Here is a 25,289-nt window from a genome sequence, read left to right as displayed (position 1 = left end):
AATTCTCCAGAATAAAGACAAAAAAGGGGCCATAAGCCCCTTTTTAAATTTCTTGCCGGGTGGCGCTTCGCTTACCCGGCCTACACCTAATCATCTTCTAAGAATTTTGGGCTGCAAATTGCGGCCCAAAAAACGACGAAGATTAAGCGATGGTACGTTTGATCTCGATGATCTCGAACACTTCGATCATATCGCCAACGCGAACGTCGTTGTAGTTCTTCACGCCGATACCACATTCCATACCGTTACGGACTTCGTTGACGTCATCTTTGAAGCGGCGCAGGGATTCCAGCTCGCCTTCATAGATAACCACGTTGTCGCGCAGTACGCGGATTGGGTTGTGACGTTTAATCGTGCCTTCGGTAACCATACAGCCTGCGATAGCGCCGAATTTCGGTGATTTGAACACATCACGAACTTCAGCCAGACCAATGATCTGCTGTTTCAGTTCCGGAGACAGCATGCCGCTCATCGCTGCTTTCACTTCGTCGATCAGATGATAGATGACGGAGTAGTAACGCAGATCCAGGCTTTCTGATTCGATAACTTTACGTGCAGAGGCATCAGCACGTACGTTGAAGCCAACCAGAATCGCGTTGGATGCCGCAGCCAGGGTCGCGTCGGTTTCGGTGATACCACCTACGCCAGAACCGATGATCTTCACTTTTACTTCGTCGGTAGACAGTTTCAGTAAAGAGTCGGAAATCGCTTCTACAGAACCCTGAACGTCGGCCTTCAGGACGATGTTCACTTCGTGAACTTCGCCTTCGGTCATGTTAGCGAACATGTTCTCGAGTTTAGATTTCTGCTGACGAGCCAGTTTAACTTCACGGAATTTGCCCTGACGGTACAGTGCAACTTCACGGGCTTTCTTCTCGTCACGAACAACGGTAACTTCGTCACCCGCAGCCGGAACACCGGACAGACCGAGGATTTCCACCGGAATGGACGGACCCGCTTCCAGTACTTCCTGACCCAGTTCGTTACGCATCGCACGAACGCGGCCGTATTCGAAACCACACAGAACGATATCGCCCTTGTTCAGGGTACCTTCGCGAACCAGGACGGTAGCAACCGGGCCACGACCTTTATCCAGGAAGGATTCGATAACCGCGCCGCTCGCCATACCTTTACGGATAGCTTTCAGTTCCAGTACTTCGGCCTGCAGCAGGATAGCATCCAGCAGTTCGTCGATACCGGTACCCGCTTTCGCAGAAACGTGAACGAACTGGCTCTCGCCGCCCCACTCTTCCGGCATGATGCCGTACTGGGACAGTTCGTTTTTAACGCGATCTGGATCCGCTTCCGGTTTATCGATTTTGTTGACTGCAACAACAACCGGCACACCTGCCGCTTTCGCGTGCTGGATAGCTTCGATAGTCTGCGGCATCACGCCGTCGTCTGCTGCAACAACCAGAACAACGATATCCGTTGCCTGAGCACCACGAGCACGCATGGAGGTAAACGCGGCGTGACCTGGGGTATCCAGGAAGGTGATCATACCGTTGTCAGTTTCAACGTGGTACGCACCGATGTGCTGAGTAATGCCGCCCGCTTCGCCAGAGGCCACTTTCGTGGAACGAATGTAGTCCAGCAGAGACGTTTTACCGTGGTCAACGTGACCCATGATGGTCACTACCGGAGCGCGCGGTTCAGCCGCAGCGCCAGTGTCACGGTCGCTCATTACCGCTTCTTCCAGCTCGTTTTCACGACGCAGGATAACTTTGTGGCCCATCTCTTCGGCAACCAGCTGCGCGGTTTCCTGGTCGATGACCTGGTTGATGGTCGCCATTGCGCCCAGCTTCATCATCGCTTTGATGACCTGAGAGCCTTTGACCGCCATCTTGTTCGCCAGATCGCCAACGGTGATGGTTTCGCCGATCACAACGTCACGGTTAACGGCCTGAGCTGGCTTCTGGAAGCCCTGCTGCAGAGCGGAACCTTTACGCTGCTTACCGCCTTTACCACCGCGAACCGCTGCACGCGCTTCTTCACGGTCAGCTTTAGATTCAGCGTGTTTGTTGCCTTTCTTCGCCGGACGCGCTGCTTTAGTGCTGCGAGTACGACCACGACCGCCTTCAACTTCACGATCGTTCTCGTCTTCAGCCTGGCGAGCATGCTGGGAAGTGGTGACGTGATAATCGCTGGTATCTTCAACAGGTTCAGCGTTATTCACACCATTTTTCTCGTTTTCTTCCGCCATACGGCGAGCTTCTTCCGCTACGCGGCGCGCTTCTTCTTCAAGCTTGCGACGTGCTTCTTCTTCCGCTTTACGCTTCAGTTCTGCGGCTTCATTTTCACGGCGGGCTTTTTCGGCCTGGGCGGTTTTAGTCATATCGTCGGTCTGTTGATTGCTCACTTTGTCTTTTTCCGCAGCTTCACGTTTCGCTTTATCAGCGGCTTCACGCTTAGCTTGTTCTGCGGCCTCACGTTCGGCTTTTTGTTGCGCCTCGCGTTTGGCAGCTTCTTCTGCCTCACGACGGGCTTGCTCTTCCGCTTCACGCTGCGCCTGCTCTTCCGCGGCAAGGCGTTCAGCCTCTTGCGGATCGCGTTTCACAAAGGTGCGTGTCTTGCGGACTTCGATTTGTACCGATTTACTTTTTCCACCGGTACCTGGAATATTGAGAGTACTGCGCGTTTTACGCTGCAATGTCAACTTATCCGGCGCTGAGCCGTTCTCACGGTTCAGATGCGCCAGTAAGGTTTGTTTCTCTTGTGCGGACACAGAGTCGTCAGCAGACTTCGGGATACCAGCATCAGCAAATTGCTGTACCAGGCGATCCACGGAGGTCTGTATCTCTGCAGCCAGCGTTTTTACGGTTACATCTGTCATACTGTTCCTTCCTGCTACAGTTTATTACGCTTCGTCGCCGAACCAGCAAATATTACGGGCAGCCATAATCAGCTCACCGGCTTTTTCGTCGGTCAACCCTTCGATATCAGCCAGATCATCAATGCCCTGTTCAGCGAGATCTTCCAGCGTACAAACACCACGGGCAGCCAGTTTGAAGGCCATCTCACGATCCAATCCTTCCAGATTCAGCAGATCGTCAGCCGGTTTGTTATCACCGAGGCTTTCTTCCTGGGCCAGTGCCAGAGTGGTCAGTGCGTTTTTAGCACGCTCGCGCAGCGCTTCAACGGTCTGTTCATCCAGGCCGTCAATTTCCAGCAGCTCTTTCATTGGCACGTAGGCCAGTTCTTCCAGCGTCGCAAAACCTTCTTCAACCAGAACTGTCGCGAAATCTTCATCGATATCGAGATATTTGGTGAAGGTATCAATGGCTGCATGTGCTTCAGCCTGATGCTTCGCCTGCAGGTCATCAACGGTCATTACGTTGAGTTCCCAACCGCTCAGTTGTGAAGCCAGACGGACGTTCTGACCATTACGTCCAATCGCCTGAGCCAAGTTACCGGCTTCAACCGCGATATCCATGGTGTGTTTGTCTTCATCCACCACGATAGAAGCGACGTCTGCTGGCGCCATTGCGTTAATCACGAACTGCGCCGGGTTATCATCCCACAGGACGATATCGATACGCTCGCCGCCCAGTTCGGTAGAAACCGCCTGAACGCGCGCACCGCGCATACCAACACACGCGCCGACCGGATCAATACGCTTGTCGTTGGTCTTAACGGCGATTTTCGCACGCGATCCCGGATCGCGAGCAGCCGCTTTAATTTCGATCACTTCTTCGCCAATTTCCGGCACTTCGATGCGGAACAGCTCAACCAGCATTTCCGGTTTGGAACGGGTTACGAACAGCTGCGCACCGCGCGCTTCCGGGCGAACAGAATACAGAACGCCACGAATACGGTCGCCTGGACGGAAGTTTTCACGCGGCAGCATGTCTTCACGCAGGATCACGGCTTCAGCATTGCTGCCCAGATCCAGAGAGATGTTGTCGCGGTTTACTTTCTTCACCACACCGGTGACGATTTCACCTTCGTGTTCGCGGAACTGATCAACAACCATTGCGCGTTCAGCTTCACGTACTTTCTGTACGATAACCTGCTTCGCGGTCTGGGTGGTGATACGGTCGAAGGTGACAGATTCAATCTGATCTTCAACATATTCGCCCACGTTCAGGCTTTCGTCTTCGAAGCGTGCCGCTTCCAGGGTAATTTCTTTGGTCGGCTGAGTAACTTCTTCTACGATTACCCAACGACGGAAGGTATCGAAATCACCGCTTTTACGATCGATTTCTACGCGAACGTCGATCTCTTGCTCATATTTTTTCTTTGTTGCTGTAGCCAGCGCACTTTCCAGCGCTTCAAAAATTTTCTCGCGTGGCAGCGCTTTTTCGTTGGATACGGCTTCAACAACAGCCAAAATTTCTTTGTTCATCGCGGGCTTTTCACCTCAATCCAGACTGTTAAAAGTGGGGAACCAGGTTCGCCTTCTGGATATTACTCAGCGCGAACACTTCATCTTTGCCTTCGACTGTGACCGTGATCATCTCACCGTCCACCGCTTTGATAACGCCCTGCCATTTACGACGGTTTTGTACCGCCATACGAAGAACCAGCGTGACTTCTTCACCCAGGAAACGCACGTAGTGTTCAGCTGTGAACAGAGGACGGTCGAGACCCGGAGAGGAAACTTCCAGGTTATAGGCAACGGTGATTGGGTCTTCGACATCCATCACGGCGCTTACCTGATGGCTCACATCAGCACAATCATCAACATTGATGCCATCTTCACTATCAATATAGATGCGCAGTGTGGATGTGCGACCACGAATAAATTCGATGCCGACCAATTCGTAGCCCAGGGCTTCAACTGGCGCTGTAATCATCTCTGTTAATTTTTGCTCTAATGTGGACAAGCCCACCCCCAAGACATAAAAAAAGGGCCTAAAGCCCAGTTATTCTGTAGTCAGATAACAAAAAACCCCGATAAATCGGGGCTTTAGATAACTGAACCCTATAACCGCACCTGCGGTTCGGAGAACCTTCCGAAAGAATTTTTTTCAAATCCAGCTACGAAGGCCTAAGTCTTCACAGTATATTTGAAAAAGAACTCTAAGGGAAAGTGGTTGCGGGGGCCGGATTTGAACCGACGACCTTCGGGTTATGAGCCCGACGAGCTACCAGGCTGCTCCACCCCGCGCCTGAAACGTGGCAAATTTTACTCGTTTTGGGTAAAAAATGCAAATACTGCTGGGATTTGGTACCGAGGACGGGACGTAAAATCTGCGCACAGTATATTGATTCACTATGCGTTATGTCAACCTTGTTACGACTATGCAAATCAATGAATGCTGACCAGCGCTTGTTCAGCAAGATAAATGTGCCACCCACGCCGTTATTTAACGAAATTATCACTAAACTCTTCCTGTCATCCAGAAAAGATGATTAAATGAAAACTCATTTATTTTGCATAAAAATGCAATTAGCATAATAAGCCGACCTCTTCACCAGTCTATCAAGCAGGGTTTTATTTTATGACGACGATTCTCAAGCATCTCCCGGTAGGTCAACGTATTGGTATCGCTTTTTCCGGCGGCCTGGACACCAGTGCAGCACTGCTGTGGATGCGACAAAAAGGGGCTGTCCCATATGCATATACTGCGAATTTGGGCCAGCCGGATGAGGATGACTATGACGCCATTCCTCGCCGTGCAATGGAATATGGTGCTGAGAATGCTCGCCTGGTAGATTGCCGTAAGCAGCTGGTTGCCGAAGGGATCGCTGCCATTCAGTGCGGTGCATTCCACAATACCACCGGCGGGCTAACCTACTTCAATACCACCCCGTTGGGCCGTGCAGTCACCGGCACCATGCTGGTTGCCGCCATGAAAGAAGATGGCGTGAACATCTGGGGTGACGGTAGCACCTACAAAGGTAACGATATTGAACGTTTTTATCGTTACGGTCTGCTGACCAACGCCGAATTGCAGATTTACAAACCATGGCTGGATACCGATTTTATCGATGAACTCGGCGGTCGCCATGAGATGTCCGAATTTATGATTGCCTGTGGTTTCGACTACAAAATGTCCGTTGAGAAAGCGTACTCCACAGACTCCAATATGCTCGGCGCGACCCACGAAGCTAAAGACCTCGAGTTCCTGAACTCCAGCGTCAAAATCGTCAACCCGATTATGGGCGTGAAATTCTGGGATGAGAGCGTGAAGATCCCGGCAGAAGAAGTTACCGTGCGTTTTGAGCAGGGTCATCCGGTTGCGCTGAACGGTAAAACCTTCAGCGACGACGTTGAGATGATGCTGGAAGCCAACCGTATCGGCGGCCGTCACGGTTTGGGTATGAGCGATCAGATTGAAAACCGTATCATTGAAGCAAAGAGCCGTGGCATCTACGAAGCCCCGGGGATGGCATTGCTGCATATAGCCTATGAGCGTCTGCTGACCGGTATTCATAACGAAGACACCATCGAGCAGTATCACGCGCACGGTCGCCAGCTGGGTCGTCTGCTGTATCAGGGCCGTTGGTTCGACTCTCAGGCACTGATGCTGCGTGACGGTCTGCAGCGCTGGGTTGCCAGCCAGATCACCGGTGAAGTGACGCTGGAACTGCGTCGCGGTAATGACTACTCAATCCTCAACACCGTGTCTGACAATCTGACTTATAAACCAGAACGTCTGACGATGGAAAAAGGCGAGTCAGTATTCTCACCTGACGACCGTATCGGTCAGTTGACCATGCGTAATCTGGACATTACCGATACCCGCGAGAAGCTGTTCGGCTATGCGCAGTCTGGCCTGCTGACCGCCTCTTCCACAACCGGCCTGCCGCAGGTTGAGAATCTGGAAAATAAGTCGAAGTAAAGATTCGCCATCTTAAGGCCGCGAAAGCGGCCTTTTTTATGCGCGGAATATAAGGTGTCTGTAGGCCTGATAAGCGTAGTGCCATCAGGCGTTGTAATAATGTCGGATGGCGGCGTTAACGCCTTATCCGACCTACAGGATAGCCACAAATAACAGACGAAAAAAAGACGCTTTTCAGCGTCTTTTTTTTGGAATTTGGTACCGAGGATGGGACTCGAACCCACAAGCCCGTTAGGGCACTACCACCTCAAGGTAGCGTGTCTACCAATTCCACCACCTCGGTACAGAATACTTAGCGTGGGATATCGCTGGTCGGCTGAGCCGGAGCAGCTGGCTGAGTTTGCTCGGTTTTTGCCGGTGCGCTCAGATTTTCCCACTCACTTCCTTTATTGGTCTTGTTGCTGTTCATGTTACCCAGCACCAGACTGATGATGAAGAACAAGGTTCCCAATACAGCTGTCATACGGGTCATGAAGTTACCAGAACCACTTGAACCAAACAGAGTACCAGAAGCGCCTGCGCCAAAAGAGGCTCCCATATCAGCGCCTTTGCCTTGCTGCAGCATGATCAAGCCTACCAGGCCAATTGCCACAATAAGGAAAACTACTAAAAGAGCTTCGTGCATAATCAACCTGTTCCTTGCGGAGTTGCCGCGTACAATGCTTCGACCATTAAAGCGGGAATATTTACTGTTTCCCACTGAAGCGGGTGTGAATACTAACCAAAGCGAATAACCTTCGCAAGGGCAATTTGTTAGCATTGTATCAACTGCGGAAAAAATCGCCATATCAATCAAAAACGCAGCAACTTCTCCCAGCATCTCTGCATAACGGCGCGTTGATCTTCAAGATTCGCCCATACCACAACGGGGATTTCACAAATCAGGTCTGTGTTTTCTGGCCAGCAATGAATAATTTGCTGGTTCACCAGCTCTTCCGCCACCATCGATTCGGGTAACCACGCCATTCCCATATGGCGCAGCACCATTTCTCGTATCGTTTCGCTTAAACCACTCTCAAACACTTTTTTCAGACGCGGGCGGACGCGTTGTTCTGCCGTCTCAATAATGCGTCTGACAAAGGTGTAGTCGCTGTAGCATAGCCACGGAATCGGCGCATGCGGATCGGTAAGCGCATCAGCCAGTTGGGCAGAAATAACCGGTATAAATCGCTCATACCGCCATAGTGAACGTTTCAACCCTCCGGCTATCTCCAACCCCGGCTGCGCAGAGGGTAAATCGTAGGTCACCAGTAGATCGATTTGCCGGTCTATCAGGGCGTTAAAGTGGTTGTCTATCCCCTGAATACTGGCATTTACCGTAAAATTTAGCTGCGGTTCACTTTGTCGCAGATAGCTGATCATATCCGGCAGGATATTCACCGACAGCGTATGCAGGCTGACCATCACCAGCGTGTTATCCGTTGCTGGCGTCATCGCCGATAATTCGTGGCGCGCCTCTGTTAACGTACTAAGGACGTGTCGGGCATAGGGTTCAAAGCGTTCACCATAGCGCGTCAGCGTAACGGGAGTCGTGGTCCTGTCAAACAGCGGCACCCCCAGCACCTCTTCCAGCGCCTTTATACGCCGACTGAGTGCTGGTTGAGTAATATGCCGCTGCGCCGCCGCCAGGGAGTAGTTTCCATGCTGGCTCAATGCCAGAAAGTCCTCCAGCCACTTACAATCCACGTTGAATTCTCCACCATGCCATAACCGCATCCTCCAATAACAAATCGGTAATAGTCATAATTATAGTAATGGCTTTATGGTGACCATCATAACAACAATATTCCGTTTCACCTGCCGACTCTCACCCTCGACGTTTGACAGGACCGATATGTTTACTTTATTGACCAATGCCCGTGTTTTTTCTCCTGAGGATTTAGGCCTCTGCTCCCTGCTCATTCATGCCGACCGAATTGTGGCGGTAGAAAAAGATATTTCTCTGTTTGATGGCGTCGACGAGGTCATCGATTGTCGGGGCAAATGGGTTATCCCAGGCATCATCGATCAGCATGTGCATCTAACCGGTGGCGGTGGCGAAGCCGGGTTTGCCAGCCGAACGCCAGCCGTCAAGCTGCGCGATCTGATTCAGGCAGGCATTACCACAGTTGTCGGCGTATTAGGCACCGATGCCATCTCTCGTTCGCCCAAAGATCTCTACGCCAAAATGCAGTCTCTCAATCTTGAGGGATTGCGCGCGTTTATGCATACGGGAGCCTACGCCGTTCCCAGCCCAACCATTACGCGATCCATCCGCGATGATATGGCCTTCATTCCGGCGATCCTTGGCGTAAAAATAGCCCTCGCCGATCACCGTGGTTCTTACCCCTCTTTCCAGGAATTGCTGCGAATAGTCAGCGATATCCGCGTGTCTTCCCTGCTGGCAGGGAAAAAAGGGTTGCTGCATGTCCACCTGGGGAATCTACCGGAAGGGATGTCACCGCTTTTTGAGCTGTGTGATGCAGGCATTCCGATCCACCACATTTCACCGACCCACGTTGCGAGAACAGAGTCCTTGTTCGAACAGGCAATTGCTTTCGCTCATCGTGGGGGCCATATCGACGTTACGTCTGGTGGTAGTCGCTTTATGCCTCAGGAGCAGGCGATCCTCCACGCCCTGGAAGCCCAGGTGCCGGCCGATCGCATCACGATAAGCTCTGATGGTAATGGCAGCGTTCCGCGCTTTAACGCTCAGGGGATTGTGGAAGGCCTAAGCGCGGCACCGGTCGCAGGTAACCTTAATCTGCTTCCTCGCCTGATTGATGTTGGTATTCCGGCGCCACAGGCAATTGCGATGTTGACGGCAAACGTGGCGCGCTCGTTGGGTATTTCCGGCGGCGTGCTCTGCGCCGGGGAACGTGCCGATATCTGTGTACTCAATGATGACCTCTCGCTGGCCCATCTGTTTGCTGCGGGTAAGCCGTTGCTGCGAGATGGCGAATGCCTGGTTACCGGCAACTTCGAGTAAGGGGGCCAAAATGTCATTATTACTGGCGCTACTCGCCATCATTTTTGCCGGACGTCTGATCCTCAAAAAATATCACCCCCAATCGGTACTGTTATTGACCGGGATTGTGCTGTTGCTTATCGCACATTTTAGCGGGATGACCTCACTCAGTAGCCTGGTGAAAAAGAGCACCGGATTTGGCCCTTTTGACGTCTTTGAGTTTATTCGCGATACCCTGAGCGTGCGTCTCGGCGGCCTCGGACTGCAAATTATGCTGATTGGTGGTTTCGCCACGTATATGTCGGCCATTGGCGCAAGCCAGGTGCTGGTTCGGGTGACGTCTCGCCCTTTGCAACGCCTGAACTCACCGTATCTACTGCTGGGGCTGGCGCTGTTGCTGGGGCAATTCCTGTCGCTGTTTATCAGCAGCGCCACCGGGTTAGGTCTGCTGTTGATGGCGACGCTGTACCCGCTGCTAACCCGCCTTGGCTGTAGCCGTGCCGCCGTTGCCGCCGTTATCGCCAGCACCTGTGCGGTTGAATTCGGCCCGGGTTCTGGTAACTCGGTTCTCGCCGCTAAAACCGCAGGTATCGAGGTGGTGAACTATTTCGTGCAGGATCAATTGCCGATCGTCGTGCCCGTCATTCTGTTCATCGCCCTGCTGCATATTGTTGTGCAACGCTTTTTCGACCGTCGGGAAAGTGGTGACAATGTGGCTCAGCAGATGCAGACATTAACGTCTACCGATGAAGCCGACGCACCTATCGCCTGGCTGTTTTTACCCATGCTGCCGCTGGTGTTGATGCTGGTGTGCAGTGATTTAGTATTCAGTTCACTCAAGATTACGCTGGATACCGCCGTACTGATAAGCCTTGCCATTACCCTGGTATGTGAATACTGCCGTCATCGTAAGGCGCGCGAGGTGATGGCTGGCGTACAAAAAGTCTTCGACAGCATGGGTAGCGTTTTTGCCACAGTCGTGACGTTGATTATCGCCGGTGAAGTCTTTTCAGCCGGACTGAAAGCCATTGGCGCCGTTGACGCGCTGCTGTCGCTTTCCGGTGAATTTGGCCTCAGCGCCGCCTCGATTATCTTGCTGATGACGCTTATCACCTTTGCAATTTCAGCGCTAATGGGCTCCGGGAACGCGGCCTTTTTCTCCTTCGCCCCAATGGTGCCGGACATCAGTCGTCATATCGGAAGCGATATCGCAGTCATGATGCTGCCTATCCAGATCTCGGCGGGTATTGGTCGTACGTTATCGCCCATTGCTGGCGTCATCATTGCTATCGCGGGAATTGCAGACGTCTCGCCTGTGGATATTGTTAAGCGTACCGCGATTCCGATGCTGGGCGGTTGGTTACTGATGATTGCGCTGACCTTTGCCCGGTCTGGGCATCTGCTGGCGGTTCTGCCGTGGCTGGCAGTCCTTGTACTACTGATGGTCGGCGGTTACGTCTGGCAGCGCCGACGTAAACAGCCGCTTGCCGTACAGTAAAAAAAAAGCCGGAGTCTCAGACTCCGGCTTTCACTGTCTGAGGTGATTACACCGCTTTCACAGCATCGGCAATACGGTGAGCGAATTCAGTCACCTGCGCTTCATCTTCACCTTCAACCATCACGCGAATTAACGGTTCGGTACCAGATTTACGCAGCAGAACGCGTCCACGGTTACCCAGCGCCGCTTCAACCTCAGCCATCACCGCTTTCACGTTTTCATGTTCCAGCGGATCGCCGCTACCTGCGGTATAACGTACGTTAACCAACAGCTGTGGGAACATTTTCATGCCGCTGCACAGGTCGTGCAAACTCATATGATTGCGCACCATCGCCGCCAGTACCTGCAGACCTGCCACGATGCCGTCACCGGTGGTGGTTTTGTCCAGCAGGATCACATGGCCTGAGTTTTCAGCACCGATACGCCAGCCTTTTTCCTGCATTTTTTCCAGTACGTAGCGGTCGCCGACTTTCGCACGGGCAAACGGAATACCCAGCTGTTTCAACGCCAGTTCGAGGCCCATGTTGCTCATCAACGTGCCTACCGCGCCACCGCGCAGCTGCCCCTGACGCAGGGCTTCACGGGCGATGATGTACATGATCTGATCGCCATCGACCTTATTGCCTTCGTGGTCAACCATAATGACGCGATCGCCGTCGCCGTCCAGCGCAATACCCAGATCGGCTTTTTCTGCGATTACGCGGGCCTGCAGGGCACGGACGTCTGTGGCGCCGACTTCTTCATTGATGTTCACGCCGTTTGGCTCACAGCCAATGGCAATCACGTTTGCGCCCAGCTCACGCAGTACATTTGGCGCAATGTGGTAGGTCGCGCCGTTAGCACAATCCACTACGATTTTAAGCTCGCTCAGGCTTAGCTCATTCGGGAAGGTGCCTTTGCAAAACTCGATATAGCGACCGGCAGCATCAACGATACGGGTAGCCTTACCCAGTTCCGCCGAGTCCACGCAGGTAATCGCTTTTTCCATTTCGGCTTCGATAGCTTCTTCAACCGCATCCGGCAGTTTGGTCCCGTCGATGGAGAAGAATTTAATCCCATTGTCATAGTACGGGTTGTGCGAGGCGGAGATAACAATCCCAGCTTCAGCGCGGAAGGCGCGCGTCAGATACGCAACGGCGGGTGTTGGCATTGGGCCCGTAAAAGAAGCCGACAGTCCGGCGGCAGCCAGACCCGCTTCCAGCGCGGACTCCAGCATATAGCCGGAAATACGCGTATCTTTACCAATAATAATTTTACGTGAACCATGACGTGCCAGCACTTTACCTGCCGCCCAACCCAGCTTGAGCACAAAATCAGGGGTAATTGGGGCGTCGCCTACGCGACCACGGATCCCATCGGTGCCAAAATATTTACGATTACTCATAGCGTTTATTTTCCTTTGCAGACAATGTGGCTTCCACCACACGCATCGCTTCTACGGTTTCTTTGACGTCATGGACACGAACGATCTGCGCCCCCTGCATTGCGGCAATGACCGCACACGCAAGGCTACCGCTCAGGCGTTCGGATGGCCCCACATTCAGCAACTGACCAACCATTGATTTTCGTGACATTCCAACCAGCAGCGGCAGATCAAAATGATGAAACTCAGCCAGGCGCGCCAGTAATGTGTAGTTGTGGGTGAGATTTTTACCGAATCCGAATCCCGGGTCGAGCAACAATTTATCTTTTGTGATTCCGGCCCGCTCGCAGCGTGCTATTTGCTCAACAAAGTAACGATTTACCTCAGCGAACACATCCTCGTACTTTGGCGCTTCCTGCATGGTTTTCGGCTGCCCCTGCATATGCATCAGACAAACCGGCAATCCAGTTTCTGCTGCAGCCTCCAGCGCCCCAGGCTCCGAGAGTGAGCGAATGTCATTAATGATATGTGCGCCGACTCTCGCGCATTCGCGAATCACTTCTGGTTTTGAGGTATCGACCGAAATCCACACTTCAAAGCGCTGAGCAATCGCCTCCACCACCGGGATCACTCGCTGCAACTCTTCTTCCACGCTCACATCGGCCGCGCCTGGGCGCGTGGATTCACCACCCACATCAATGATAGTCGCCCCGGCGTTAATCATCAGGTTTGCGTGTTTTACCGCCTCAACCAGAGAGTTGTGCGCCCCGCCATCGGAAAAAGAGTCTGGCGTGACGTTCAAAATCCCCATGACGTGTGGATGGCTGAGATCCAGTGAAGAACCCTGAGCAAAGAGTTTCATAGTTTTATCCCTGGTAAAATCTTGAATATGCAGATAAGAAAAACCCCGGAGCAAGCCCCAGGGTTTTCAATTAGAACACGGTCATCATCAACGATAACTTATTTGTCGCCCAGTTGCTCTGACATGGTGCCAGAGTCCGGCGCACGCGGTTCATCAACCGGACGCGGCGCGCTCGGCTTGCCGGTGCTGCCAGAGTTGTTGTTAGAAGAACCCGGTTCTTCCCAACCCGCTGGTGGACGCACGTCGCGGCGAGCCATCAGATCGTCAATCTGCGGCGCATCGATGGTCTCATATTTCATGAGCGCATCTTTCATCGAGTGCAGAATGTCCATGTTTTCGTTCAGCAGACGACGTGCACGGTCATAGTTACGCTCAATCAGCAGTTTAACTTCCTGATCAATAATGCGAGCCGTTTCGTCGGACATATGTTTAGCTTTCGCCACAGAACGTCCCAGGAACACTTCGCCTTCTTCTTCAGCGTACAGCAACGGACCGAGTTTCTCGGAGAAGCCCCACTGAGTAACCATGTTGCGCGCCAGGTTAGTCGCGACTTTAATGTCATTCGACGCACCGGTAGAAACATGTTCAACACCGTAGATGATCTCTTCAGCCAGACGACCGCCGTACAGCGTGGAGATCTGACTTTCCAGTTTCTGACGGCTGGCGCTGATTGCGTCGCCTTCAGGCAGGAAGAAGGTCACACCCAGCGCACGACCGCGTGGGATAATCGTCACTTTATGCACCGGATCGTGTTCCGGCACCAGGCGACCGATAATCGCGTGGCCTGCTTCGTGGTACGCGGTAGATTCTTTCTGCGCTTCCGTCATCACCATGGAGCGACGTTCCGCACCCATCATGATTTTGTCTTTCGCCTTCTCAAACTCAACCATCGATACCACGCGCTTGTTGCCGCGAGCAGCAAACAGCGCCGCTTCGTTCACCAGGTTCGCGAGATCCGCACCGGAGAAGCCAGGCGTACCACGTGCAATGATTGCCGCATCGATATCCGGAGACAGCGGTACGCGACGCATATGCACTTTCAGGATCTGTTCACGACCGCGAACGTCCGGCAGGCCAACCACAACCTGGCGGTCGAAACGGCCTGGACGCAACAGCGCAGGGTCAAGAACGTCCGGACGGTTAGTTGCTGCGATAACGATAATACCTTCGTTACCTTCAAAGCCGTCCATCTCAACCAGCATCTGGTTCAGCGTTTGCTCACGTTCATCGTGACCACCACCCAGACCAGCGCCACGCTGGCGGCCTACGGCATCGATTTCATCGATGAAGATGATGCACGGTGCCGCTTTCTTGGCTTGTTCGAACATGTCACGCACACGAGATGCACCAACACCTACGAACATTTCCACGAAATCAGAACCGGAAATTGTGAAGAAAGGAACCTTCGCTTCACCTGCAATAGCTTTCGCCAACAGGGTTTTACCCGTACCCGGAGGACCGACCATCAGGACGCCTTTCGGGATTTTACCGCCCAGCTTCTGGAAACGGCTCGGTTCGCGAAGATACTCAACCAGTTCAGCAACTTCTTCTTTTGCTTCGTCGCAACCGGCGACGTCAGCAAAAGTGGTTTTGATCTGATCTTCCGTCAGCATGCGCGCTTTGCTCTTACCGAACGACATGGCACCTTTGCCACCACCGCCCTGCATTTGACGCATGAAGAAGATCCAGACACCAATCAGCAGCAGCATTGGGAACCAGGAAATGAAGATAGAAGCCAGCAGGCTCGGCTCTTCAGGCGGCTCGCCAACAACCTTGACGTTTTTGGTCAGCAGGTTATCAAGCAGCTTCGGATCGTTAACCGGAATGTAGGTCGTGTAACGGTTACTATCTTTCTTGGTAACGTTAATCTCACGTCCGTTGATCTTCGCTTCACGAACCTGGTCCTGATTGACCTCTTGCAGGAAGGTAGAGTAATCAACCTTACGGCCATTAGACTCGCTGGGCCCAAAGCTCTGGAATACTGACATCAGCACAACGGCAATGACCAGCCAGAGAATTAGGTTTTTCGCCATGTCACTCAAGGGATTAACCTCATATTACAACTGTGTTAAAAACAGCGTCAGGATACTCTATATCCAGTTTCTTTCAAACTTTCGTTTGAAATCTACCGGTTATGGTTTACGCCCGGTCGCTACAATATACACTTCACGCGAACGGGCGCGGGAAGAGTCCGGCTTACGAACTTTGACCTTCGTAAACAGGGAGCGAATCTCTCTTAGATACTCATCGAAGCCTTCGCCCTGGAACACCTTCACTACAAAACTACCACCTGGCGCTAATACATCACGAGCCATTCCAAGCGCCAGCTCTACCAGATACATGGCCCGGGGAATATCCACCGCCGGTGTTCCACACATATTTGGCGCCATATCAGACATGACAACTTGTACTTTACTGTCACCTACGCGCTCAAGTAACGCTTTCAGGACTAATTCATCACGAAAGTCGCCCTGAAGGAAGTCCACACCAACGATTGGATCCATAGGTAAAAGATCGCAAGCGATAATGCGGCCAGTGTTGCCGATCTGCGTAACCGCATATTGCGACCAACCACCGGGTGCAGCACCGAGATCAACAATCGTCATCCCCGGTTTAAAAATTTTGTCACTTTGCTGTATTTCATCAAGTTTAAACCAGGCACGGGAACGTAACCCCTTTTTCTGCGCCTGTTGAACATATTTATCGCTAAAGTGTTCCTGAAGCCAGCGACTCGAGCTGGCAGAACGCTTTTTACCTGTCATTTCACATTCCCAAAGGGCAGTTCATCGTAACCAATGGTGTAAATTTCTACACAGCTATTTGGTGATATATGGGAGATGGCGGTAGAATGACCCGTTTTCAATCCCAACGTAAGCAAAAATATACGATGAATCTGAGTACTAAACAAAAACAGCACCTGAAAGGTCTGGCACATCCGCTCAAGCCTGTAGTTATGCTTGGCAATAATGGTTTGACCGAAGGGGTACTGGCCGAGATTGAACAAGCGTTAGAGCACCATGAACTTATCAAGGTGAAAATCGCCTCGGAAGATCGCGATACTAAAACCTTGATCGTGGAAGCTATCGTACGCGAAACCGGCGCCTGTAATGTACAGGTCATCGGCAAAACGCTGGTACTGTATCGCCCGACTAAAGAACGTAAAATCTCGCTGCCGCGCTAAGAATATCCCAAAGTTGCACACGAAGTTTGTGTAAAACGCGGGATTTTCCGCTAGCAGGAGAGCAAAATGCCACGCTCTCTTCGTTGATAAAAGGCCGCTATGCGGCCTTTTTCCTTTCTTTACAATGTATCAACATCTTAACCAAGATGCGAATTACAGGTATTCTACCTTCGTTACTTCATATTCCACTTCGCCGCCCGGCGTTTTAATAACCACCACATCATCCTGCTCTTTACCGATCAGGCCGCGAGCGATAGGCGAATTCACCGAAATCAGGTTCTGTTTAAAATCGGCTTCATCATCACCGACAATACGCCAGGTCTGCTCTTCGTCGTTATCGAGATTCAGCACGGTCACCGTCGCGCCGAAAACTACACGACCATTGTTTGGCATTTTAGTGACGTCGATAACCTGCGCGTTGGACAGTTTAGCTTCAATATCTTTAATGCGTCCTTCGCAGAAACCCTGCTGTTCGCGCGCCGCGTGGTACTCCGCATTTTCTTTCAGGTCACCATGCTCGCGCGCATCTGCGATAGCGGCAATAATTTCAGGACGGCGCACAGATTTCAGAAAATCCAGCTCTTCGCGCAGTTTTTCAGCACCACGTAAGGTCATCGGGATAGCTTGCATTTGTTATACCTCTTGAACATTCCTGTAGGGGGTGGTTGCTCTCACCCCGGCTGCTAAGCCCACTCTGGCATACGCCATGCCAGAGTCAGAAGCAAAAAAATACCGACCCGGGGCTCAGGGTCCCAGGTCAGCTACAATTCTCTATTTGATGATCATTTTACCCTGGAGTTCCCTATGGGTCATCGTTTACTTTTTGGGGCGTTGCGCCGTAGTATGACGGCCTGTTTCCAGGTTGTTAGCGCGAGATTATGCGATTTTCCAGATTTACCATCGGATTGACTGCCAGTATAGCGTTCAGCGTTCAGGCTGCGAACGTCGACGAGTATATCAATCAGCTCCCTGCCGGGGCCAACCTCGCCCTTATGGTACAGAAGGTTGGCGCACCTGCACCCGCTATTGATTTTCATAGCCAGCAGATGGCGCTGCCGGCCAGTACCCAGAAAGTGATCACCGCGCTGGCGGCATTGATTCAGCTCGGGCCTGACTTTCGTTTTACCACCACGCTTGAGACTAAAGGCAACGTGGAAGGCGGAGTATTGAAAGGTGACTTAGTGGCGCGATTTGGTGCCGATCCGACGCTAAAACGCCAGGATATTCGCAATATGGTGGCGACCCTGAAAAAATCAGGCGTGACACAAATTGCCGGAAATGTTCTGATCGACACCTCTATTTTTGCCAGTCATGATAAAGCGCCAGGTTGGCCCTGGAACGACATGACGCAGTGTTTTAGCGCACCGCCCGCAGCGGCCATTGTCGATCGTAACTGTTTCTCAGTGTCACTTTACAGCGCGCAAAAACCCAACGATCTCGCTTTTATCCGCGTGGCCTCTTACTACCCGGTCACCATGTTCAGCCAGGTGCGTACTCTCGCGCGTGGCTCTGCCGAAGCGCAATATTGTGAACTGGATGTGGTTCCCGGCGATCTCAACCGCTATACGCTGACCGGATGCCTGCCCCAACGTGCCGATCCCCTGCCGCTGGCGTTCGCCATTCAGGATGGCGCCAGCTATGCCGGAGCGATTATTAAAGATGAGCTAAAACAAGCAGGTATAACTTACAGCGGTACTCTGCTGCGCCAGACGCTGGTGAACGAGCCGGGAACCATAGTCGCCAGTAAGCAGTCGGCACCGCTGCATGATCTGCTTAAGATTATGCTGAAAAAATCGGACAATATGATTGCCGATACCGTTTTCCGTATGATTGGCCATGCGCGATTTAACGTGCCAGGCACATGGCGAGCAGGTTCTGATGCTGTGCGCCAGATTTTGCGTCAGCAGGCAGGCGTTGATATCGGCAACACCATTATTGCCGACGGTTCTGGTCTCTCCCGCCATAACCTGATTGCCCCGGCGACCATGATGCAGGTGCTGCAATACATCGCTCAGCACGATAACGAGCTGAACTTTATCACTATGCTGCCGCTGGCGGGCCACGACGGCTCCCTGCAATACCGTGCGGGTCTGCATCAGGCTGGTGTGGATGGCAAAGTATCGGCGAAGACAGGCTCGCTGCAGGGGGTCTATAACCTTGCTGGCTTCATCACCACGGCAAGCGGCCAACGCATGGCATTTGTGCAGTATTTGTCTGGTTATGCGGTAGAGCCGGCTGACCAGCGTAATCGCCGTATTCCTCTGGTACGCTTCGAGAGCCGGTTGTACAAGGATATTTATCAGAACAATTAGATGGGGTGTTTGATTGCCGGATGGCGGCACTAACGTGCCTTATCCGGCCTACAGAGAGACCTGGAAACAACAACCCCGGCAACATGGCCGGGGTTTTTAATGCGATTAACGCTTGTAGATGAACTCAACGCCTTCGTCGTCTTCTTCATCCCAATCATCATCCCAGTCATCTTCCGCTTCGTCTTCGACTTCAGCGAGCTGCTGGCGGTGATAATCATCCCACATAAACTCAACTTTCTCTGGCTGCTTCGCTTCTTCAGCCTGAACAATCGGGTTCTCGATGATAAAGGTCATCACATCCCAGCAGAGATCTTTCACGCCCAACTGGCTGGCGGCGGAAATCAGGTAATATTTACCTTCCCAACCCAACGCTTCGGCGATCGCTTTCGCTTTCTCTTCCGCTTCAGCCTTGTCCAGCAAATCAATTTTGTTGAACACTAACCAGCGCGGTTTAGATGCCAGATCCTGACTGTATTTTTCCAGTTCGCCAATAATGATACGGGCGTTTTCTACCGGATCGGAACCGTCAATCGGATCGATATCAATGAGGTGCAGCAGCACGCGGCAGCGTTCCAGGTGTTTCAGGAAGCGGATACCCAGGCCTGCGCCTTCAGCCGCGCCTTCAATCAGTCCCGGAATGTCGGCAACAACGAAGCTCTTTTCGTTGTCCATACGCACCACACCCAGGCTCGGTACCAGAGTGGTAAACGGATAATCAGCGACTTTCGGCTTCGCCGCGGACACTGCACGAATAAAGGTCGATTTACCGGCGTTTGGCATGCCCAGCATACCCACGTCCGCCAGCAGCATCAGCTCCAGCATCAGATCGCGCTTATCGCCCGGCGTACCCATCGTTTTCTGACGCGGAGTACGGTTGACCGAGGATTTGAAACGGGTGTTACCCAGACCGTGCCAGCCGCCTTTAGCGACCATCAGACGCTGACCGTGCTTGGTCATGTCGCCCATGGTTTCGCCCGTGCCCTGATCGATAACACGCGTACCGACAGGCACTTTAATCGTGACGTCTTTACCACGCTTGCCGGTGCAATCACGGCTTGCGCCATTCTGACCACGTTCCGCACGGAATGATTTTTCAAAACGGTAATCGATCAGCGTGTTCAGGTTTTCGTCGGCTTCCAGCCAAACGTCACCACCATCACCACCGTCACCACCGTCCGGACCGCCTTTTGGGATGTACTTTTCACGGCGGAAGCTGACGCAACCATTACCGCCATCACCTGCAACGACCAGAATCGATGCTTCATCAACAAACTTCATTTTACTCTCCGTAAATCATTCGCCTGAGCGGGGTTGCGAAACCACCGTTTCATGCTTACGTAAACCGCCCCAAATTCGATGACCAATGGCGGAATACATCGCGCCCGCAACCACGATAAACGCACCGAGATAACCTAATAGGTTTAGCATCGGTCTGGCGAAGAAATCGGGCCAGGCCAGTGATAATAAATCTGAAAATAACAACGTAAACAGCGGTGTGAGCGTGATAATGGCGCTCACCTGCGCCGCCTGCCAACGCGCCATCGCTTCCGCGAGAGCGCCATATCCTACCAGCGTATTCAGGCCGCAGAATACCAGGCATGCCAACTGCCAGTCGCTGAGCTGCGTGATGACACCGGGTTTTGCCAGCGGCAACAACGCAATCGTACATAAAGTGTACAGTAAAAACAGGATCTGCGGTGATGCCAGTCGGCGCAATAACACCTTTTGCGCGACCCCATAGCTCACCCAGACCATCGCCGCACCAACACCAAAGATAACGCCCCAGGTGTAATCGGTGAGTCGGGTAAAAATTTCGATCAGACTGGTATTAAAAAACAGGACCAGACCGCTCAGAAGCATAACGGCGCCAATAACCTGCGTGCCGCGCATCTTTTCTTTCAGGATAAAGACGCTGGCTACCATCATACCAACCGGTGACAGCTGACCGATAACCTGCGAAGCCGTTGGGCTCAAGTATTGCAAGGATGAACTAAACAGAATGAAGTTACCGAACAGCCCACCGGTAGCGATAGCCAACAGTATCAACCAACGCGCTTTGCGAAAAATACGCAACGGAGGGAGCTTTTTTTTAACCGCAAGAATAGCGCCAAGGCCAATACTTGCCATTAAAAAACGGTAGAACACCACGGTAGGAGGCTCCATCACCTCCAGCACTTGCTTCATTGCTATTGGCAAAGCGCCCCAACATACTGCCGTTGTGAGTGCTAACAGAATACCAATGCCTGCCTGCTGCTTCATGCCGTATTCCCTGCAAGGGCTCGTTTCCGGGTTGTCACGGCGCGACGAGCGTATTTACCGGCCGTCGAATGTAAAAAGCCCCGCAACGTGTTGCGGGGCTTTTATCCGTTACCGGGACGCGAAAAACTTATTCAGCAACGATGCTGATGAACTTACGGTTTTTCGGGCCTTTCACTTCAAATTTCACTTTACCGTCTGCTTTAGCAAACAGAGTGTGGTCTTTGCCGCAACCAACGTTGGAGCCAGCGTGGAATTTAGTACCACGTTGACGAACGATGATGCTACCAGCCAGAACTGTTTCACCGCCGAAGCGTTTTACGCCCAGACGTTTAGCTTCTGAATCGCGACCGTTACGAGTCGAGCCGCCAGCCTTTTTATGTGCCATTTAATCTGCTCCCCTTAACTTAAGCGCTGATGCCAGTGATTTTCACATCAGTGAACCACTGACGATGGCCCTGCTGCTTACGGTAGTGTTTACGACGACGAAACTTAACAATTTTAACTTTCTCGCCACGACCGTGAGCAACAACTTCAGCTTTGATAACGCCGCCATCAACGAAAGGAACGCCGATTTTGACTTCTTCACCGTTTGCGATCATCAGAACTTCAGCGAATTCAATAGATTCGCCAGTTGCGATGTCCAGCTTTTCCAGGCGAACGGTCTGACCTTCGCTTACTCGGTGTTGTTTACCACCACTTTGGAAAACCGCGTACATAAAAAACTCCGCTTCCGCGCACACCTTTTTGATGATTCAGAGTGCGCTATAAATATTCACAATAGGGCGCGAATATTACGCAAAACGCGAGCCTTTGACAAGTGCTACCGTCAATACATGAAGAAAAAAAACACAACATGTACGGTAACGTTTATCTACGGCGTTTTTTCAGTACAATCAGCATATATTTATAACCCTAAACCCGACGTTACCTTCTCATACAGTAAGGTAATCGGGGCGAGAAGCCCGGCTTTTGCGATGAATTTAGAAAAAATCAATGAGTTAACCGCGCAAGATATGGCGGGGGTCAATGCGACAATCCTTGAACAGCTCAATTCCGACGTTCAGTTGATCAATCAACTGGGGTACTACATCGTTAGCGGCGGCGGCAAACGCATTCGCCCAATGATCGCCGTACTCGCAGCGCGTGCCGTTGGTTACCAGGATAATGCGCACGTTACGATTGCGGCTCTCATCGAGTTTATCCACACCGCGACCCTGTTGCACGACGATGTTGTGGATGAGTCCGACATGCGCCGCGGGAAAGCCACGGCGAATGCAGCCTTTGGCAATGCGGCCAGCGTGCTGGTCGGCGATTTTATCTATACCCGCGCTTTTCAAATGATGACCAGCCTCGGTTCGCTGAAAGTACTGGAAGTCATGTCGAAAGCGGTCAACGTCATCGCCGAAGGTGAAGTCTTGCAGTTGATGAACGTCAACGATCCGGACATCACCGAAGAAAACTATATGCGCGTTATCTACAGTAAGACCGCGCGTTTGTTTGAAGCGGCGGCCCAATGTTCTGGCATTCTGGCAGGTTGCAGCGAAGAACAAGAGAAAGGGTTGCAGGATTATGGCCGTTATCTTGGTACCGCTTTCCAGTTAATTGACGATTTGCTGGATTACAGCGCAGATGGCGAGCAACTGGGTAAAAACGTCGGCGATGACCTCAACGAAGGTAAACCAACGCTGCCGCTGCTGCATGCCATGCGCCACGGCTCGCCGGAGCAAGCGCAAATGATCCGCCAGGCCATTGAGCAAGGTAATGGTCGTCACCTTCTGGAGCCAGTTTTGGATGCAATGAACGCCTGTGGTTCTCTGGAGTGGACTCGCCAACGTGCAGAAGAAGAGGCTGATAAGGCCATCGCTGCGCTGCAGGTGCTGCCTGATACGCCATGGCGAGAAGCGCTGATTGGTCTGGCGCATATCGCCGTACAGCGCGACCGTTAATTCCTTTCAGCGTCCTCCCTCATCCCGTGCTCTGCGCGGGATGTTCTTATAAGCTCTAATAACAACTTTCAAATTTCCCACAAACAAGCCATAACCTTGGCATATTCTGAATATACTTACACTTTACGTGAACATTTTAGAACATTCGTTCTCCGGGCGTTATAGTGTCGCCACAACCTATCGTGGAACCGTACGTCGTTAACCAAAGGAGAGATGAGTGTATGGAAAGCAAGCTGATTGACTGGCATCCGGCCGATATCATCGCCGGACTGCGCAAGAAAGGGACCTCAATGGCCGCTGAATCACGCAAAAATGGATTAAGTTCATCAACGCTGGCCAATGCGTTAACCCGACCATGGCCAAAAGGGGAATTGATTATCGCCCGGGCGCTGGGAACCGATCCCTGGGTGATTTGGCCGTCACGCTACCATGACGCAAAAACGCATGAATTCATCGACAGAACACGAATGATGCGAGGACGCAGAGAGAAACAGAGTTCTGAATGAACACCGATGAGGAGTACCCCCCAGCCCACAGAACTGGGGGTTACAAGCGATGTTGACGGTTACTCGCCTTTCACGCGCTCAATGTTTGCGCCCAGCGCGCGCAGTTTATCTTCGATGCGCTCATAGCCGCGATCGATGTGATAAATACGATCGACTACCGTCGTACCTTCAGCAATACACCCTGCCAGCACCAGGCTTGCGGATGCGCGCAGATCGGTCGCCATAACCTGTGCGCCAGAGAGCGTTTCCACACCGTGACAAATCACGGTATTGCTTTCGATTTCTGCATGAGCGCCCATACGGCTCAGCTCAGGCACATGCATAAAGCGGTTCTCAAACACGGTTTCCGTGATGAAGCCCGTCCCTTCTGCCACCAGGTTCAGCAGCGTGAACTGGGCCTGCATATCGGTCGGGAACGCCGGGTGCGGCGCAGTGCGCACATTGACCGCTTTCGGACGTTTGCCGTGCATGTCGAGGCTAATCCAGTCGTCGCCGACTTCGATATCCGCACCCGCATCACGCAGCTTCGCCAGAACGGCATCCAGCGTATCTGGCTGTGCATTACGGCAGATAATTTTACCGCGAGAAATTGCCGCTGCGACCAGGAAAGTACCGGTTTCGATACGGTCTGGCAAAACGCGATAGACACCGCCGCCGAGGCGCTCAACGCCTTCGATGGTAATACGATCGGTACCCTGCCCCGTGATTTTTGCGCCCAGCGCAATCAGGAAGTTCGCGGTATCCACGATCTCCGGCTCGCGCGCGGCGTTTTCGATGATGGTAGTGCCTTCGGCAAGCGTTGCTGCGCACATGATAGTGACCGTCGCGCCGACGCTCACTTTGTCCATGACGATATGCGCACCTTTCAGACGGCCATCAACGGACGCCTTCACATAGCCTTCTTCCAGCTTAATTGTCGCGCCTAACTGCTCCAGACCAGTAATGTGCAGGTCAACCGGACGCGCGCCAATGGTACAGCCACCCGGCAGTGAAACCTGGCCCTGACCAAAGCGGGCAACCAGCGGCCCGAGCGCCCAGATGGACGCACGCATGGTTTTCACCAGATCGTACGGTGCACAGAAGACGTTCACGTCACGCGCATCAATGTGCACGGAACCATTACGCTCAACTTTCGCACCCAGCTGGCTCAGCAGCTTCATTGAGGTGTCAACGTCCTTCAGTTTCGGGACGTTTTGGATCTCTACAGGTTCTTCAGCCAGCAGCGCCGCGAAAAGGATCGGCAGTGCGGCGTTTTTAGCGCCTGAAATTGTGACTTCGCCCTGGAGCTTGGTTGGCCCCTGAACACGAAATTTATCCATTATTCTGTTCTCTGTTAAGAATTTATCTTCGCTACCGGCACGTCACCCGTAGCTCAAAAACCGTTAAGTTTGCGATCGCGTGCCCATTCCGCTGGGGTAAACGCCTTAATCGACACGGCATGAATGCGGTTGTCCGCAATGTACTCCATCAACGGGCCATAGACCGATTGCTGCTTCTTGACCCGGCTCATGCCTTCAAACATCTCACCCACGGCAATAACCTGAAAGTGACTGCCGTCGCCAGAAACGTGGACTTCCTGGAGGGAGAGTGCATTCATCAGCACGCTCTGAATTTCATTATTTTCCAT

General features: G+C 52.4%; 23 protein-coding genes and 2 tRNA genes. 7 read left to right on the top strand and 18 right to left on the bottom strand.

From position 1 onward, the window contains the following. Window positions 1–142: 142 nt before the first annotated feature. The 4 genes from infB to OGW16_RS19010 form a co-directional block, all read right to left on the bottom strand. Complete coding sequence (gene infB, locus OGW16_RS19025; protein WP_032945099.1) at window positions 143–2,833, bottom strand: translation initiation factor IF-2; 2,691 nt, start codon at window positions 2,831–2,833, stop codon at window positions 143–145. Window positions 2,834–2,857: 24 nt separating this feature from the next. Further along, complete coding sequence (nusA, locus tag OGW16_RS19020; protein WP_043017784.1) at window positions 2,858–4,345, bottom strand: transcription termination factor NusA; 1,488 nt, start codon at window positions 4,343–4,345, stop codon at window positions 2,858–2,860. Window positions 4,346–4,373: 28 nt separating this feature from the next. Then, entirely contained in the window at window positions 4,374–4,826 is a 453-nt protein-coding gene (gene rimP / locus OGW16_RS19015) for a ribosome maturation factor RimP (protein ID WP_003024996.1), read from the bottom strand. 207 nt (window positions 4,827–5,033) lie between these two features. Then, a tRNA-Met gene (locus OGW16_RS19010) sits at window positions 5,034–5,110 on the bottom strand. A gap of 334 nt (window positions 5,111–5,444) precedes the next feature. Between OGW16_RS19010 and argG the strand changes: the two genes are divergently transcribed. Further along, the gene (argG, locus tag OGW16_RS19005; RefSeq protein WP_087052960.1) at window positions 5,445–6,788 is read left to right on the top strand and encodes an argininosuccinate synthase; all 1,344 of its coding nucleotides are present in this window, start codon (window positions 5,445–5,447) and stop codon (window positions 6,786–6,788) included. Between the two features lie 196 nt (window positions 6,789–6,984). On the opposite strand, the gene OGW16_RS19000 is transcribed toward argG, so the two are convergent. From OGW16_RS19000 to OGW16_RS18990, 3 genes are all read right to left on the bottom strand, one after another. Then, a tRNA-Leu gene (locus OGW16_RS19000) sits at window positions 6,985–7,071 on the bottom strand. 9 nt (window positions 7,072–7,080) lie between these two features. Further along, window positions 7,081–7,413, bottom strand: a complete 333-nt coding sequence (gene secG / locus OGW16_RS18995; protein ID WP_003025000.1) for a preprotein translocase subunit SecG — start codon at window positions 7,411–7,413, stop codon at window positions 7,081–7,083. Between the two features lie 167 nt (window positions 7,414–7,580). Next, window positions 7,581–8,474 carry a LysR family transcriptional regulator gene (locus OGW16_RS18990; protein WP_043017786.1) on the bottom strand — a complete coding sequence of 298 codons (894 nt, stop codon included), beginning with the start codon at window positions 8,472–8,474 and terminating at the stop codon, window positions 7,581–7,583. A 148-nt stretch (window positions 8,475–8,622) separates the two neighbouring features. Between OGW16_RS18990 and iadA the strand changes: the two genes are divergently transcribed. Together iadA and dcuC are read left to right on the top strand one after the other, a co-directional pair. Continuing rightward, on the top strand, window positions 8,623–9,756 hold the full coding sequence (gene iadA / locus OGW16_RS18985; RefSeq protein ID WP_221922884.1) for a beta-aspartyl-peptidase: 1,134 nt from the start codon (window positions 8,623–8,625) through the stop codon (window positions 9,754–9,756). Window positions 9,757–9,766: 10 nt separating this feature from the next. Then, window positions 9,767–11,233 carry a C4-dicarboxylate transporter DcuC gene (gene dcuC / locus OGW16_RS18980; protein WP_286518692.1) on the top strand — a complete coding sequence of 489 codons (1,467 nt, stop codon included), beginning with the start codon at window positions 9,767–9,769 and terminating at the stop codon, window positions 11,231–11,233. 46 nt (window positions 11,234–11,279) lie between these two features. Here the strand turns inward: dcuC and glmM are convergent, their stop codons facing one another. The 4 genes from glmM to rlmE all read right to left on the bottom strand — a co-directional run bounded on the left by glmM (window position 11,280) and on the right by rlmE (window position 16,220). Further along, on the bottom strand, window positions 11,280–12,617 hold the full coding sequence (glmM, locus tag OGW16_RS18975) for a phosphoglucosamine mutase (protein WP_043017789.1): 1,338 nt from the start codon (window positions 12,615–12,617) through the stop codon (window positions 11,280–11,282). Next, entirely contained in the window at window positions 12,610–13,458 is an 849-nt protein-coding gene (folP, locus tag OGW16_RS18970) for a dihydropteroate synthase (protein WP_042311280.1), read from the bottom strand. Before folP ends, glmM begins: the two co-directional genes overlap by 8 nt. A gap of 98 nt (window positions 13,459–13,556) precedes the next feature. Then, window positions 13,557–15,491, bottom strand: a complete 1,935-nt coding sequence (gene ftsH / locus OGW16_RS18965; RefSeq protein ID WP_043017790.1) for an ATP-dependent zinc metalloprotease FtsH — start codon at window positions 15,489–15,491, stop codon at window positions 13,557–13,559. Window positions 15,492–15,590: 99 nt separating this feature from the next. Beyond that, entirely contained in the window at window positions 15,591–16,220 is a 630-nt protein-coding gene (rlmE, locus tag OGW16_RS18960) for a 23S rRNA (uridine(2552)-2'-O)-methyltransferase RlmE (RefSeq protein ID WP_003025015.1), read from the bottom strand. A gap of 125 nt (window positions 16,221–16,345) precedes the next feature. On the opposite strand from rlmE, the gene yhbY reads away from it, so the two are divergent. Further along, a complete protein-coding gene (gene yhbY, locus OGW16_RS18955; protein ID WP_003025016.1) occupies window positions 16,346–16,639 on the top strand; it encodes a ribosome assembly RNA-binding protein YhbY in 294 nt (97 codons plus the stop codon). Between the two features lie 153 nt (window positions 16,640–16,792). Here yhbY and greA read toward each other — a convergent pair whose 3' ends face one another. Continuing rightward, complete coding sequence (greA, locus tag OGW16_RS18950; protein WP_016154674.1) at window positions 16,793–17,269, bottom strand: transcription elongation factor GreA; 477 nt, start codon at window positions 17,267–17,269, stop codon at window positions 16,793–16,795. A 248-nt stretch (window positions 17,270–17,517) separates the two neighbouring features. Between greA and dacB the strand changes: the two genes are divergently transcribed. Continuing rightward, window positions 17,518–18,951, top strand: a complete 1,434-nt coding sequence (gene dacB, locus OGW16_RS18945) for a serine-type D-Ala-D-Ala carboxypeptidase (protein ID WP_047408339.1) — start codon at window positions 17,518–17,520, stop codon at window positions 18,949–18,951. 105 nt (window positions 18,952–19,056) lie between these two features. Here the strand turns inward: dacB and cgtA are convergent, their stop codons facing one another. The 4 genes from cgtA to rplU all read right to left on the bottom strand — a co-directional run bounded on the left by cgtA (window position 19,057) and on the right by rplU (window position 21,926). Next, window positions 19,057–20,229 carry an Obg family GTPase CgtA gene (gene cgtA, locus OGW16_RS18940; protein ID WP_043017792.1) on the bottom strand — a complete coding sequence of 391 codons (1,173 nt, stop codon included), beginning with the start codon at window positions 20,227–20,229 and terminating at the stop codon, window positions 19,057–19,059. A 15-nt stretch (window positions 20,230–20,244) separates the two neighbouring features. Beyond that, window positions 20,245–21,210 carry a DMT family transporter gene (locus OGW16_RS18935; protein WP_043017793.1) on the bottom strand — a complete coding sequence of 322 codons (966 nt, stop codon included), beginning with the start codon at window positions 21,208–21,210 and terminating at the stop codon, window positions 20,245–20,247. Between the two features lie 127 nt (window positions 21,211–21,337). Next, complete coding sequence (gene rpmA, locus OGW16_RS18930) at window positions 21,338–21,595, bottom strand: 50S ribosomal protein L27 (RefSeq protein WP_003025030.1); 258 nt, start codon at window positions 21,593–21,595, stop codon at window positions 21,338–21,340. 19 nt (window positions 21,596–21,614) lie between these two features. After that, window positions 21,615–21,926 carry a 50S ribosomal protein L21 gene (rplU, locus tag OGW16_RS18925; protein WP_042325074.1) on the bottom strand — a complete coding sequence of 104 codons (312 nt, stop codon included), beginning with the start codon at window positions 21,924–21,926 and terminating at the stop codon, window positions 21,615–21,617. A gap of 258 nt (window positions 21,927–22,184) precedes the next feature. Between rplU and ispB the strand changes: the two genes are divergently transcribed. Then, entirely contained in the window at window positions 22,185–23,156 is a 972-nt protein-coding gene (ispB, locus tag OGW16_RS18920; protein ID WP_043017794.1) for an octaprenyl diphosphate synthase, read from the top strand. Between the two features lie 221 nt (window positions 23,157–23,377). Then, on the top strand, window positions 23,378–23,662 hold the full coding sequence (sfsB, locus tag OGW16_RS18915) for a DNA-binding transcriptional regulator SfsB (RefSeq protein WP_043017795.1): 285 nt from the start codon (window positions 23,378–23,380) through the stop codon (window positions 23,660–23,662). A gap of 59 nt (window positions 23,663–23,721) precedes the next feature. Here sfsB and murA read toward each other — a convergent pair whose 3' ends face one another. Next, window positions 23,722–24,981, bottom strand: a complete 1,260-nt coding sequence (gene murA / locus OGW16_RS18910) for a UDP-N-acetylglucosamine 1-carboxyvinyltransferase (protein ID WP_003839949.1) — start codon at window positions 24,979–24,981, stop codon at window positions 23,722–23,724. 53 nt (window positions 24,982–25,034) lie between these two features. Beyond that, the gene (gene ibaG / locus OGW16_RS18905) at window positions 25,035–25,289 is read right to left on the bottom strand and encodes a BolA family iron metabolism protein IbaG (RefSeq protein WP_003025040.1); all 255 of its coding nucleotides are present in this window, start codon (window positions 25,287–25,289) and stop codon (window positions 25,035–25,037) included.

The organism is Citrobacter sp. Ce104, from assembly GCF_030334595.1.
In the GTDB taxonomy this organism is placed as follows: domain Bacteria; phylum Pseudomonadota; class Gammaproteobacteria; order Enterobacterales; family Enterobacteriaceae; genus Citrobacter; species Citrobacter europaeus.
Note: the sequence above shows the minus strand (reverse complement) of the source record. Positions and strands in the feature narration are given on the sequence as shown.